This window comes from Streptococcus sp. 3.1, assembly GCF_016648915.1.
Classification (GTDB): Bacteria; Bacillota; Bacilli; order Lactobacillales; family Streptococcaceae; genus Streptococcus; species Streptococcus salivarius_E.
Genome location: NZ_JACLQV010000018.1, coordinates 16840 through 32167 on the forward strand (window position 1 = coordinate 16840; position 15328 = coordinate 32167).

7 protein-coding genes are annotated in these 15328 nt (G+C 42.8%); all 7 read right to left on the reverse strand.

Annotated elements, in window-relative coordinates; genetic code table 11:
- Entirely contained in the window at positions 1-1539 is a 1539-nt protein-coding gene (gene asp2 / locus H7U02_RS09445) for an accessory Sec system protein Asp2 (RefSeq protein ID WP_201043254.1), read from the reverse strand.
- On the reverse strand, positions 1526-3097 hold the full coding sequence (asp1, locus tag H7U02_RS09450; protein WP_110981094.1) for an accessory Sec system protein Asp1: 1572 nt from the start codon (positions 3095-3097) through the stop codon (positions 1526-1528). The genes asp2 and asp1 overlap by 14 nt, the downstream gene beginning before the upstream one ends.
- 100 nt (positions 3098-3197) lie before the next feature.
- A complete protein-coding gene (secY2, locus tag H7U02_RS09455) occupies positions 3198-4424 on the reverse strand; it encodes an accessory Sec system protein translocase subunit SecY2 (protein ID WP_073685251.1) in 1227 nt (408 codons plus the stop codon).
- Positions 4425-4518: 94 nt separating this feature from the next.
- A complete protein-coding gene (locus tag H7U02_RS09460; protein ID WP_110981095.1) occupies positions 4519-6612 on the reverse strand; it encodes a glycosyltransferase in 2094 nt (697 codons plus the stop codon).
- A 383-nt stretch (positions 6613-6995) separates the two neighbouring features.
- Positions 6996-10175, reverse strand: a complete 3180-nt coding sequence (locus H7U02_RS09465; protein ID WP_201043256.1) for an AAA family ATPase — start codon at positions 10173-10175, stop codon at positions 6996-6998.
- Positions 10172-11380, reverse strand: coding sequence for an exonuclease SbcCD subunit D (locus tag H7U02_RS09470; RefSeq protein ID WP_110981097.1), 1209 nt, complete (start codon positions 11378-11380; stop codon positions 10172-10174). The genes H7U02_RS09465 and H7U02_RS09470 overlap by 4 nt, the downstream gene beginning before the upstream one ends.
- Before the next feature lie 184 nt (positions 11381-11564).
- Positions 11565-15203, reverse strand: coding sequence for a mucin-binding protein (locus H7U02_RS09475; protein ID WP_201043258.1), 3639 nt, complete (start codon positions 15201-15203; stop codon positions 11565-11567).
- Positions 15204-15328: the final 125 nt, after the last annotated feature.

Sequence of the window (15328 nt, forward strand, 5' to 3'; positions counted from 1 at the left end):
TTACTCCTTCCTTCCAAAATCATTTTCTAAAATCATACGGTAAAAATTGACAAACCAAGTTGTCGCCGTATATGAATCATCGTTGTGTCGACCTGACGTTCCCTTACTGAGAATCTTAGCCCCTGAATAATAGAGGGACTTGGTAATATCCTCATAGGCCGTCGGATCCATATCCTCGTCTTTCATGTAAGAAAGACCAAAGGTCGTGTTTGAAAAATCTGCTTTTTCAAACTTATTCCAGAACTTCTGATTAAGGGCCTCAACACCCTCATTATCCAAGCGTCCTGTCTGCAAATGCAAGACATCAATTCCTGTCGGGAAAACCTCTGGTGCCAAAAGTCTGGCACGATTACCGATAGTTCCAACATTGGCTAGGGGTTTAGACATGATGATGGCATGAGGTTCAAAGTCCGCACCATAGTACATAGATGGGAAGGTTCCCATGGACATTCCAGAGAGAATGAGTTGACTATTGTCAAAACCTAGATAGTCCAAGTAATGTTGGATGGTGTCCTTAATACTATTTTCAAGCTCTTCAGTTCCCATGTAGAAGGCCCCCCCTTGGAGACGAGGGTCTGAAAAGAGCAAGAATGGGGTTCCCATCCCTTTCATCATTCCGAAACCTTCGAAACCTTCGGCAGGACGGAAACCTGAGAAGTAAACAGACAAAGGTGGCTTGAAATCCCCAGGATAAAAGAAATAGTTGATTTCCTGACGCTTGCTGTCGTGGAGAATACCACCACCAAGTACAAATTTACCGAATTGGAAACGGGTCAAACGTTGGTGGAGACCACCAATTGTAATCTGACCTTTGCCCTTCATTTCAAGACTAGCAGCCAAGAGGAAGGTCATGTCCTCATCAAGGACAATGGCCCCCTTGCGCATTTCTTCTTCTGAAACGATATAGGTCTTAAAAATACCTGCGACCGAACCTTCTGGCAAAAGATTGAGAATCAAACGACACTCGCAAGTCTCCTCTTTTTCAAATTCCAACCAAAGCTCGATAGGATTTTCCTTGCTGGCTCTGACATTATAGGTCCAATCCAAAACAGGACTAAAATCTTGACCATAATCACCTTTTAAAATGACATTTTCATGACCGTGGTAGGTCACGTCACCAGTAAAATTTGGGTTAACCTGGGTAGTAAAAGGAGACATCTTATCCCCGTATTGGCCTGAAAAGAGTGCTTTTGAAAGGGTAAAGAGCAACTGTCCTTGATTTGAAAAATCAGTCGGCACAGCACAAACTTCCTTCAGAAACTGAAGGAGGCTCTCATCTGGCACTTCAATCGTTTGATCAAAGAAAATAGTGTGAGGAATCAAATACTCTTTAATAGCCATCAATTCCTCAAGACCTTCAAGACTGTCCACTATAACAGCTGTGAAAGTCTTGATTTCGTCTTCTTCGATGGTTTCTTGTAAGGTCTCAAGCTGACCAAGATTGCAATAATACCATTTCATATTTTCAGGAATTTCCTGATTTTCTGACCAGTTGGATGATCCAACTTGTAGTATCTTCAGACGATTATCCTTGGTCATTCTGCTCCTCCTTCAACCAATCTTCCCATTTTTGCACCAAACGGTCTCCTGTATTTTCCTTAATTTTCTCAATAGAGTAGATAAGGGAACGGTTCCAGTTGTTCAACTGTCCCAAATAGTAGTAAGCCCCTTTTTCAAAATCGGACAAGTGCTTCAAGATATAACCATTCTCTTGGTGGGTCACATACTCAGACGCCACACGGTTAATTTGTGGAATACCGGCACTAATTCCAGCAATCTGTGTATAACGATTAGGTTCCTTGCTCAAGTCGACAATGAGACGTGTAAACTGAAGGGCCTTGATAAGGGCAGTCTCGTCACGCAGGTCTTGGAAAGAAAATCGGCTGACGATTTCATTATTTTCTTCCAATTTATTTTCTGCACCACTACTTTCGACAACCTCTTCAAAGGCATCTGGACTCAATCGTTCTTCAATCATTTTTTCCACTTGATTTTGCAGACTACCAAGTTGCTCTGGATTGGCATTAAATGCCCCAAACTCAACCTGTGTCTTTGGATACTTAGCCACAAAAGCCAAAACCTGATAAATAGCCTCTAAATCCAACTGATCGAAGTCAACCTGATAAAAGATTTTAGACTCTTTGACACGTTGACTGGTTCCCAAAGCCAAACGGGTGTCGAAGGAAGCCATGTGTTTGAGTTTCTTAGCCTCTTCTGGATAGGCAACCTGAAGCTGCTCCAAGTAATCGTAACGGTCAGCAATCAACAAGTCCACTTTCGGCAGAAAGACTTCATAGGTGTCAATACTATCGTCCTGATTACGTTCTGCGAACCAAGTCAAAATCTTAGTGTTGTCTGCTGGCAAATGTTCAAAGAGGTGCTTGTTATGGCGTAAATCTGAGGCAATAACAAAACGGTCCTCTGCTTCTACCTTTTCGTCCAAGAATTTAGTCAAAAATTCCCAGATAACTTCTGAAAGTTCACCGTAGTAACTCTTATTAAAACGACCTTCCGTACGAGGGTTGGCTACAATTCCACGGCCATCAAAGAAATGACAGAGTTGCCAAACTCCCTTGGCATTGAGGTAGTTTCGATAGCTTGGTTGTCCATCTTCATAATAAAGACTACTTGAAATAAAGCCGCGGTCATCATAGATGTCTTCACGAATGATTTGCTCATCTTTATAATAGCGAATCATGCCAATAAAGCCTTCTGAACCGAACTCAATCTCGGCATAACGCTTGTGTTGGCATTGCACCACAATAGCAAATGGTGTGTGAACAAAGGTAGATCCTTCTGGCCATTCCAAATCTGTCACTTGAAGGTTTTTCATATCTTCATCAGTGATACCCTGAATCAAGTCAAAAATAGCCGTATAGCCAACTTCCAAGACATCATGACGATGCAGGAAATAACGCAAATGCGGTTGATAGGCCAAAAGCAAAAGCTGAGGTGCTAAATCCTCATCCTGAAAAATACGAACTTGGTGCAAGCTATCATCAAATTCGATTTTTTGGCGGATACGGTACCAAGGATCAATGGCCGTCTTCCAAAATTCATCCGTCTGTCCATACCAAGCTGGAATAAAATAATACATGAGTTCTCCTTCATTGTCTTTTCATCACAATACTTGAGATTGAGGGGCAGACCGATCACGCATCACCAGCCTGCCTCTCAACCCCACGAGGGGTGAGATATTATACATTTTCAAAAAGTGGGGTGTAGGAAGTGTTAAGCTTCAAGGCTTTCATTTCCTCGTTAACGTTGTAAATCATACCGCTAAAAATCAAGAAGGTACCAGGAATCATACTAAGCTGCAGGTAATCTGGATTGACCAAGATAATGAGCATCGGAGCACCTGCCATAAAGAGCATATAAAGGGCACCGATGAAACCAAGTCTAAGGACCAAATGGTTGATATAGGCACTGGTTTCTTGTCCTGGATAAACGCCGTAGATGTACTCACCTGACTTGCGCATACGCTCAGAGATTTGCTCACCAGAGACATTAACAAAGGCAAAGGCTAACCCTAGAACGAAGAGCATGACCAGATAAACAACCAACCAAAGAGGTTGACCGACTGTCAAAGCCTTGATGGCACCACTAGTCCACTTGCTTTCAGGATGGATAAATTGAATCAGCATAAAAACATACTGCGGAATACTAACCAGCGACATAGCATACATGAAAGGCATCCCTCCGGCTGGATTCAACATAATATCCAAGTAAGAATACTGTTTAAAGCGGTTATGAATATTGATTTTATTAATTGAGATACGGTATCTCGCCCTCTGCACAACCCCTGAAATATAGAGGAAGACCAAACTGAATAGAATCAGAGGAAGCAAGACATCCCAACCGATACCTAACTTTTCAATACTATCCATGATTTGATAGGGCAGATTGGCCATCATACTTGCCATCAAGATAACAATGGAGCCTCCAATCCCAAAGAGAGAGTTGAGGTCTGATAGCCAAACCAAGAAGAAGGTCCCGGCAATTAATAAAATGGTATTCATGAAAATAGCGAGACTAGCATTAACCCCTGAAACGATAGGTAAATTCAAGGATACTGCCAAAGATTGAACAATGGCAATCCCTAGGGCCAAATACATGCGTCTACGGTCCTGAATTTCAATGGGGAGATTTTTCAAGCCCATTTTCTTAGAGAAAGAAAACATCTGCCAGAGAATCATGGCCGACATCCAGGGCGACAAACCCACTGAAAATAGAGACATGGACCTGAGGTTTCCACCCATCATGGCACTAGAGAAAGCCAAGGAACCTATGGCTCCCCCAAAGATATTTGCATTTTTCAAATCCACAAACGGTAGAACCAATTGATTTCCCAAACAATAAATAAAGAGGAAAAAGAGGGTCCATAAGACACGTTTGGTGATTATCGATTGACTAATTTTTTTCACTATTACTCCTATTTCCTGCCCATAGACAGGCTGATGTTATTTCGATTGAAACGAGACAGAGACGCCATTTCAGCCTACTTATCCAAGCAAAGGATTACAGGCTCTTCTTACGCATTTGGCGAATGGTCTCAGCCATCTCTTTCCAACGATCTCTTGAGTAGGTTTGTTGGTTATGCTTGGTTGACTTAAGGTCCTCGAACCCTAAAATCGGTTTGTTTTCAAACCTAAAGGCATCAAGAATTTCCACTACTTTTCTTCCTGGATTGATATCTAGAAGCAAGTCACTGGTACGCAACAATTCCAAATCTAGCCCATTTAAGCCCGCAATGGCTGAGTAAACCGTCACATTTGGATAGGTAATCAATTGGGCTAGTTTATCTGTCACATGCTGTCGAGAGGCAATTTTAAACTGTACCTTAGGAAGAGCCGAGATAAGGTCCGTCAAATGAGGAATTTCTGAAATGTTGGTGTAAACCAAACAAGTAAATGGACGGCCCTTAGGATAAATCATGTCCTCTGAAAGTGGCAATAAAGCGGTATTTTCAGCAACCTCTGACCAATCCATTTGAGCATAGAACCACCAGACCTCGCGATAAGCTTGGCAAGCCAATGGTAACCAAGGCTTACGGTGTGAGGCATAATGCACAACCTTAGGATAGTCTTGACCATTTGGCAGATGGAAACCAGCTAAACTAGACTTGGTAACCGCATAGTTGTTGTCAAAAGACAAGGGCAACCAGTTGTTACGGAAGACCATGTTTAGAATGGACTGCTCTGCAAATGGTACCTTATCATGCCATTCACTAGTCATGTCAATAAAGTGACGCCTCATGTTGTACTGCTTCCAATAAGCCGTATCAATCACCATGAATCCTACATCAAACATCGCCTGACTATCCTGAACTTGAACGGCATAGTCACGTACGGCAGCCAAAGGTCGACCTTGCAAATCAAGGGTAAAGAGGTCCTCTAGAGAACCTGTAACCACCATGTCACTATCCAAATAAAGGGCCCGTTCCTCAGACACAAAGTCCGCCACAAAATAGCGAAGATAGCTTGCATAGTTGCTATTAGTCTTGTATTGCTTGATATGACTACTATCCACACGACAGTTAATCACTTCACTACCAAAGGCAGCCAGATGACGGTTTAGTCCTCTAAACCACTCTTGAGAGAAATCATCGTTAATCAAGTAAAAACGAATGTTGCGATGATGGAAAACGATGGATTTGATGGTCGTAAGCACTTGGTCAACATAAGTATAGTTAGCTGCAAGAACAATAGCACGCTTTTTAGTCTCATAACGTTGAGGAGCTAAACTCAAGACCTGGAATTTCTCCTGAATGGAGCGGTAGGCATCAGAATCCGTGAGACCTTGCTCCTCCACATTTTTCAAGCAAGCCTCTAGCATCTGACGGTAGGTGACCATGTATTTTTCCAGAGGGAAACCATGACTAGCAACAATAGCCAAGCGTTCTTCCATGGCATAAACCAAGGTCATCATCCAGTCTTGCATCCAAGTCGCTGATGGCATCTCTGGATTCTCACGATATACATAAAGTCCCTTGTTGAGATAAACCGTACGCTCACTCATGAGATAGGCTTTAAGGTTGAAAAAGCCATCCTCCCCTGCATGCTCTTTTGGAAAAAGCAAGTCATTAAACAAAGAACGTTTGTAGAGTTTGCCTGTCGCAGAAATCAGAGCGATGTTAATGTTATTGGTTTCTTCAAAGAGGCCATCAATAATCTGAGCCGGTGAATAAACCTGCTCATAATAATCTTCATCCTTGATATAAAAATAAAAGAGATCTTCCGATTCCTTATAGACACTGTAATTAGCCACTGCGATATCCGCCTTGTGGGCCTGAAGAGTCTTATAAAGTTCCTCCAGATAAGTAGACTCTACCCAATCCTCAGCATCCACGTAGGTGACGTAAGCTCCCTTAGCCTGACGAATACCAATATGGCGAGCATCTGAAAGCCCTCCATTATCCTTTTTAAAATAGAGGATGCGAGAATCCCTAGCAGCATAACTACGGCAAATGGCATCACTATTATCTATTGAGCCATAATTGATGAGAATAATTTCAAGATTTTGATAGGTCTGCCCCAGGACGCTGTCTAGACAGGTCTGGAGTTGATTTTCTACATTGTAAACGGGAATAATTACGGAAATTTTTTCTGTCATTTTTTATTTCTTATTTTTCTAGCTAATACATTTTTTTATTTTCCTGTCTCAAACTTTCATAAGATAGCAAGGAACAGTCTAAGAATCTGACAAGCATTTTACGGCCACAAGATATAAAGATCGTAAGCACATTCTATACACTTTTTCCTTGATTTTATCGAGACTTAACCATATTAAATTATAACATAATACCACTTAATTTTCTAATAGATTAACTTTTTTATGAGGGATTTTTTTCAAATAAATTTCCTTTTATTTTCAGAAAAAACTGATAGTTAGGAAGATTGAAATAAGTGGATAGAAAAAGAGATAGCTCCGATGAGAAACTATCTCTTAGAATAATTAAAACGTTTTGACGAGAGTTCTTAACCCCTTGACTTCTCTTACCCTTTATCCACAATTTTAATACGGCTACTGCCATCATGCGACTTGATGATAGCTAATTGTTGGGCGATGCCTTCTTTCATGTCGTCCACGTGACTGATGACACCGACCATACGGTTTTCACCGATTTGTTCCAGAACAGCGATGGCTTTGGTCAGGGCTTCCTTATCCAGTGAACCGAAACCTTCGTCGATGAAGAGGGCTTCAACAACAGCACCCTTGCTGGTATTTTGGACGACTTCTGAGAGGGATAGAGCAATAGCTAGTGCGGCGATAAAGGTTTCTCCTCCAGACAAGGATTTGACGGAACGCTCGCTACCTGTCAGCTGGTCATAGACGTTGATGTCTAAGCCGAAGTGATCACGCGCCCGACGCCCTTCTTCACTCAGAACAAAGGAATAGCGGTTATCCGTTAAGAGACCGATGTAGTTAGCATTGGCATAGTCCAAGATTTGTTGGAAATACTGACGGATAACATAGACTTCAAGATTGAGTCGCCCAGTGAGAGCCGTATTTTCTCCCTTAACCACCTTGACCAAATCACTGAGTTCTTGGTGAGCTTTAAAGGCCTCTTGATTACTGTCTTGAAGGGTTTTGGCCGCTTTGTAGGTAGCCGTCGCATCCTTAAGCCCCTGCTCCATGACAGAAACCTGAGCCAGTTGCTTATCATAGCTTTCCTGACAATCCTCTACTGCTTGTGTTAGATTGCCAAGGTCCGGCTTTTCTTGGTCTTTGATAAGCTCTTGACCCTTGACAATCTGCGCCTTCAACTCTTGTTTAAGAGTTTGGTAGCTTGTCAATTGAGCCTGGAGCTTAGGAATCGCTTGCTTGTTCACCTCAAGAAGCCAAAGCTGGATTTGCTCTAGGTCATTGGTGAGGGCCCCTTCAGCCATAAGACTTTGGTCTAGTTCAGCCGATAAACGCTTAGTTTCTTGGCTAGCATTTTCTTTAGACTTGGTTAAGCTCTCAAGTTGCCCCCTGATTCCTTGAATGTCGGCATGAAGTTGGTTGTAGGCTTCACTATTTTCCTTGACTTGCTTATTGTAGAGGTCCAACTCCTGCTTTGCTAGGGAAATACGTTCTTGATAAACCTCAACAGATTCAAGCTCTTGATGAGCTTCTTGTAACTCCTTAAGACGTTCCTTAGCTTGGTCAAGCGCCGCCTTAGCCTCTTGATAGGCTTTAGCCAAATCTATCGATTTTTCCTGAGCCTTGGCTAACTCATCTTTATAATGGAGACGATCTGCCTCTTCCTTATCAAAGCGTTTGTGTAGCTCTTGATAATACTGTTCAACCTTTCGGAGTAAGGTTTGTCCACAGTCTGCTTCATAGTCCTCAGCAAAATCAAAATCAAATTGTCCCTTAACTTGCTCTTGGAGTTCTAGATAGTGTTTTTCAAGAGTTAACTTGACTTTAGCCACTTGGTCAAGCAAATCTTGACGTTTAGATTCAACCTCGCTCAAGGTAGCCTGACGGTTTGACAAGGTAGCCACTTGCCTTTCTTTTTGAGCTTGAAGTTCCTCCACCTGATTCATGAGATCCTTCAAGGCCGCTTCATTCGCCTTTGTCCCATCGACCTTAGGATGGGCAATGGAACCACAAACCATACATGGCTGTCCATCCTCTAATTCTGCCTGCAACTGGGCAATCATGAGTTGACGACGTGAAGCTAAAGTGGTTGCTAACTGGTCTTCCAATTCCTTGAGACTTTCTTGAGCTTGGTCAATATCCAAAGATAACCCTTGTTGACGTTTTTCCGTCTTGGCCAACTCCTGCTTCAAGTCCTCTATTTCTTTCAGGTCCTGAGCCAGTTGATTATCCACACTGTAACCCACAGACTGGAGGAGTTTTTCGGCTTCATGCAAGCTATCTAAACTTAGGCGATTGGCCTCCAAATCTGACAAGGACTGGTTGAGGAGCTCAATCTTTTTCGACGCCTGTTGATAGGTTTCTTCCAACTGCTTGTAGTTAGTACGTGAACGTTTGATTTTCTCCTGCTCTAGGACAAGACTCTGAGCATAGATAATATCCTCTTTCCAAGTTTCAAGCTCCTCTTCTTTTTGAAGAGAGTCCTTAGATTGAGCTGCGAGTGCCTCTTTTTGTGCCTTAACTCCCTCAAAAGCCTGCTGCTTTTCACTCAATTCTTCCTGAGCGATTTCAAAATCCTGCTCTAATTGCAACAACTGTTTCTGATATTGATTGAGGCTACTAATAGTTTCTTGCAACCCTTGGGCAAACTGCAATTCCTCCAGATGCACTTTAGCCTCTGCCTGTTCTTGAGCACCTTCCTCAATTTCCAGACGGTAACGTTCCTTGGCTTGCTTCAATTCTTGGAAAATCATTGCCAAATCTTGGGCAGTTTGCAAGCTCTTCTGCAGCTTAGCCAAATCCTCATGGGCATCCTTCAAGATGCTTTTTTGCTCCGTAAGACTTTCTTGACGCTGAGACAAAAGCTCTTCAAGGCGTGCCAATTTTTCAGAGGCCGGTGTTTGCCCCAAGACTGCTAATTCCTCCTCAGACCAGACCTGACTAGCAAAATGGCCATCTAGCTGAGCTTGACGCTTATCCATATCCTTATTGCTCTGACGAAGACGCTCTTCCAAGCTCTTTTGAAAACGGTCAAAAATACCCGTTCCAAAGATTTTCTTTAAAATCTGAGTCTTGGTCTTGGAATCTTCTTTCAAGAAACGGCTGAAATCATTTTGCGGAAGGAGAATAATCTGTTTGAACTGCTCGGCATTGAGTCCCAAAATCTGCTCAATCTGGTCACTCACTTCCTTGATCTTATCCCCAAGCTTTTCAATTTCCTGACCACCAATCTTATCCACAATGACTAAAGAAGCCGTCGCCTTTTGCATGGTCGTGCCCCCACCTCGCTTGGCTCTCTCCTGCTGGAGCACTCGCTCAATGCGATAAAGATGCTTACCCTGTTGGAAGTAGAAAGTCACCTTAGTCAGATCGTCCTCTGGACCAGCGAAGGTTGACCGCATCTCCTCAACATTGCGATCGCCACTGGTTGTGGCAAACAAGGCAACCGTCATGGCATCAAAGAGTGTACTCTTACCAGCCCCCGTGTCCCCACCAATCAAAAAGAGGGGAGCGTGGTCAAACTGGGTGAAATTGATGACTTCCTTACGATAAGGTCCAAAATTGGTCAATTCTAACTGAACTGGTCTCATTGTCCACTCCTTCCAATCTCCTCAAAAATACTTTCCACAAGGGCAGTTTGTCTCTCCGACAAGACTTCGCCCCCAGTCACTGTCTGGTAAAAATCAGAGACAATTTCCTGAGGCGACTGCATTTCCAAATCTTTTAAGTGCTGATCTACAGTCAAGCTTTCTTCCCTGACATCACCCAAACGACTGAAAGTGATTTCTACAATGTCTGTCCCATAAATCTCTTCCAAACGGGCACGCACATTGATTCCCTCTAATTCCTTACGACTGAACAATTGAATATCAAAGGCAAACCAAGCCTTTTGACAAGGCTGCTCCTTATAAAATTCAGGTGACACCAAGGTTTCAAAAGACGCCTGCAAGGCCAAAATCGGTCGTTTGACCTCTAGAGGATGGAAGGTCTGAGACAAGTCTCCAGTTGCATCCAATTCAACAATATAGACACCCTTTTCTTCCTTACGCTTGGCTTCTTTGACATTAAAGGCGACCGGACTGCCTGAATATTGCACGCGCTGGTTCGGACTGGCAAAACGCGTATGGATATGCCCCAAGGCCACATAATCGAAAGCCTTGAAAAGGTCACTGGTCACATTAGAAAGACCACCTACCGTATTGCTGGTTTCAGACAACATCAATTCTCTTAGACTTTGACCATCGCTATCATCCTTCTTAGAAACCGCAAAATGCGTCACCAAAATATGGGCCTTGTCAGGATCAAAAGCTTTTTCCATATCCTCGAGAATGTAGGCCAAGGCATCACCAATTCCCTGAATTTCCTTATTCTCATCGTCTTTATAGTAAATACGAGCATCAATGGGGTCAATAAAGGGAAGCAGGAAAATCTGGCAAGCCTCCAACTCAATAGGCTCAAAAGCCTCCTCCAAACGTGTGCTCAAATGAAGGCCCTGAGGTTGAAAGAAGTCACGCCCAAAATGCAAACGTTCCGCACCATCGTGGTTGCCACTAATAGCATAGACAGGAATCTGCTCCTCCAAGACCAAGCGGGCCAAGGTCTTATTAAATAGCTTAATCGCATCCACAGGCGGCACCGCACGGTCATAGAGGTCTCCCGCAATGATAACCCCATCCACTTTTTCGCTAATAGCCAAATCCACAATCTGTTGAAAGGCCCACTCCTGCTCCTCCAACAAAGACCAGCCATTGAGGGTTCGCCCCACATGCCAATCTGACGTATGTAAAAACTTCATGACAGTCTCCTCATTCGTTTTGTCTTACTCTATTGTACCTTATCAAGCTAAATACTGCTTAAAAGATTCACAAACCTTGGGAGATTCCATAATTTTTATCCGCAGACCAAAAAATCTCTCCCGAGCAATCACGCTCGAGAGAGATTTTATTTTTGGATTTTATGAGAGATAAGGTGTGGAAATCTTAGTCTTGGTTTTTACGACGATTCATAGCTGCAAGTCCTGACATGAGTCCCATGACAACAACACCCATTGCTGCAAGGTTGTTATCTGACTCACCTGTTACTGGCAATTGTTCATCGCCTTCTTTAGCTTTATCAGAGCCATCTGCCTTCTTACCATCTTTGTTTCCAGATTTCTTCTTATCTGAACCTTTACCATCTGATGCTCCATCAGCAGCTGAACCAGATCCAGAACCTTTAGATCCTTTAGAACCGTTTGAAGTTGCTTTGACAGCCTTAGATGTTGAACTTCCAGATTGACCACCGTTACCGTTTGATGGTGTTGAGCCATCTTCGACTTTACGGTAGATGTAAGTTACGACTGTTTGACCTTCTGTCATCTTGTCTGTAGATTTACCTTCTTGACGGATCAATTCATATTTCACACCGTTACGGTAGATGTAACGGTCACCATGAACATTAACTTCTGAACCAACAGAGTTAGTGATCACAAGTGGCATCTTGATTTGGTTACCATACTCGTCACGGTAGATAACAACGATAGTACCAACTTCTTTGTTAACTGCCGGTTTAGCAGGTTCTGCATTAACCACCTTGTAAACAACCTTTGTATCTTCACCAGGGTTGCTTGGTGTCACACCAGTCTTATCAGCCTTGTAACCTTTCACTTCAGGAACAAGTGTCATAGCAGCCTTAGTTGGATCGTTAGGATCATTTGTGTAAGTAACTGCTTCAACACCTGGGATTGGATTCCCTTTTTCGTCAACGGCAATAATCTTACCAAATTTAGTGTAAGTTACAGTCTCAACCTTGCTGTCCATAGTGACATCTTGAGAAGCCACACGGCCTTTATCGGCGAAGTAACCGTTAACCATTGGTGTAATCACGAGATCAAACTTAGTCTTATCTGCCTTCCATTCACCAGTTGTAAGAATATCACCTGTTACAGAATCAAGCGTCAATGAACGTTTCCATTGTGCTTTCTGAACACTATCTGCTGGCAATTTAGCATTGCTATCTTTGCTTGCATAGTGAACAGTGTATGTCACATCTTTAAGGTAAGCATCCTTAGCTGGCCATTTTGGACCGTTTGGTTGGTTAGGATAGATTGGTGTTCCTGGTTCGTGAGCATTGTCTGGATTAAAGTCAAGTGCTACACGTTTGAAGCTTACTGTCCAAACTTGGTCAACTGTGCTATCCAAGTCAAAGCTTGCACCAGTTGGGTAACCATCTGTTACAAGGACATAGCCAAGGTCTTGATAGTGTTTGATACGTTCAGCTGTTGAATAGTTAACCGCTTCACCAGACTTACCAGCCAAAGCAACAGTTTCAAGGGTTGAACCACTTGTTTCATCACGGTAAACAACACTTGCTTTTTGATCGTTCTTAACGTAAACAACCTTAGTATCGCTAGACAAGTCACCTGGTGTTACAGGTACTACCTTAGCAGTGTAACCTGGGATAGTTGGCAAGTTCTTGTCAACTGCAATCATCTTAGTTGGATCGTTAGGATCATTGATGTAGGCAGTATCTGACACACCTGCAATTGGGTTCCCATTTTCATCGACAATGACAAATTTACCAAAGGCCTTATAAGTTACGGTATCAGTTGCTTCTGGAGCATCTGGAGTTACTGTCTTACCACCTGCTACCGCTTTATCGGCATAGTAACCATTAACAACAGGAACCTTAACTGTACCGTAAGTGTGGCTAGTTTCATTCCAAGTCACCTTGCCAGTCGCTTGGTTATCCTTACCTGCAAAGGTATAGTCAGATTTCACATCTGCAGCTGGAGTTTTATCGCCAGCACCTTGGAATGTAACTGTTTGTTTCGTCGCCTTAGTCACATCGTTAACGATTGCTACGTAAACGACACGAGTGTCTTCACCTGGATTTGATGGTGATGCAGGGACAACCTTAACAGTGTAACCAGGAATACTTGGAAGCGTCTTGTCGATGGCAATCATCTTAGTCGCATCATTAGGATCGTTAGTGTAGGCAGTTGTTGATACACCTGGAATTGGATTTCCATTTTCATCCACAGCGATAAATTTACCAAAGGCTTTGTATGTCACTGTGTCTGTCGCATTTGGTGCATCTGGAGTAACTGTCTTGCCACCTGCTACCGCTTTATCGGCGTAGTAACCAATAACAACTGGAGTCTTAACTGTTCCATAAGTGTGAGTCGTTTCAGTCCAAGTTGTTGTATTAGTTGTAGGATCTTCTTTACCGTTGAAGCTAAAGTCATTTTGAGTGTTGGCAGCTGGTGTCTTCGTATCAGCACCAGTGTATGTCACTGTTTGACTTGTTGCTTTAGTAACATCTTTAGTGTCTTTTTCCACGATAATGTGGTAACGGTAACCTGGAGCTAGGTATTGACCACCACCATTGGCATCAATTGAAGCGTCCAATCCTTGCGAACCGTTGGCAAATTGAACAAGGTCAACGACACGGCTTTGGTTACGGTCCCAAGTACGTTCTGAACGGATAGTTGCAATACCGTTGTTATAGTCGTATTGACGTTCTGACTTCAAGACATCTACGTAAGCATTAGCTTTAGATTTGTCAGCAGATGCATACTTGATGCGGTATCCTGCTGGTACTGGTGGAAGTTCTGTTACACCAGCATCGTAGATTTTATTGTAAGTCTTACCGTTTGCTGTGATTGTTTCAGTTGAGTTATTGATACGGTATGTTGAAGATCCAGGAATCTTGTTTCCTGCTTCATCGACATAGTCAATAATACCAAGGTTAGCGTAGTTAACAACAACCATGTAATTACCGTTTGTAACGTAGTCATAAGGTCTCATTACTCCTCGGTTATCACGACCGACTTTGAGGTGGTTGATGTAATCAATATTAACAAAGTATTGTTGACGCTCTGGCAAATAGGCAAGTTTGTAGCCAAGGTTTGTCAAGTCAGGGTTTGTTGAGCCTGCTCCAGCATTTGTCAAAACAGCAACCGCATCAGCTGTACGAAGGCTACGGTTTGATACCGCAAGTCCCATAGCATTGATGAGGTTTTCAGAGTTAAGGCTTGCTTCAGCAGCATTCAATTCACTGCTTGTCACAGCTAACTCGCTAGTCGCTACTTTAAGGACACTATTTACAGCGTTAGTTGTAGACTCTGCACTGGCAGTTTCTGCTGCAGTCGCAACTGAAGTAGCCGCACTTGTTTGTGCTGATACTTGACCAGCAACAGGAGTTTCTGCTACAGCTGTTGAGCTAAGAGCTTGAGCACTTGTAGCTACAGATGAAGCAGTCGCTGTTGCAGACTCAGAGCTCGCTTGCGATGCAGCCTGAGAAGCTACTTCTGAACTAGCTGCTGTTTGACTAGTTGTTGAAGCTGCTTGGCTTTGAGCTGCTGATTGTGGTTGTTCACTAGCCAAGGCCACAGTAGAGACTGAACTTGGTGCGTTTTCTGTTGTTGCTGGAGCTACTGATGTTGTTGGCGTTGATTGCTCCACGACGACATCTGGCTCAGCAGTTGTTTCCATACCTGCGGTAGTTGGTGCTACCGTTTCATCAGCTTGGGCACCCTGTGCATTTGAGAAGATTGAAACTCCCAAAAGTACAGAGGCTACACCAAAGCTGTATTTTCTTAATGAAAAACGTTGGCGTTTATTAAACATATCTCTCATAATAATAAATTTCCTCAATATCCAAATTACTTTATATACAATTTCCATTTTATACTATAATTATTAAATTGTCAAATATATACTAATAATTGTGTAAAAGTTTAACTTTTATTAGAAAACATTAA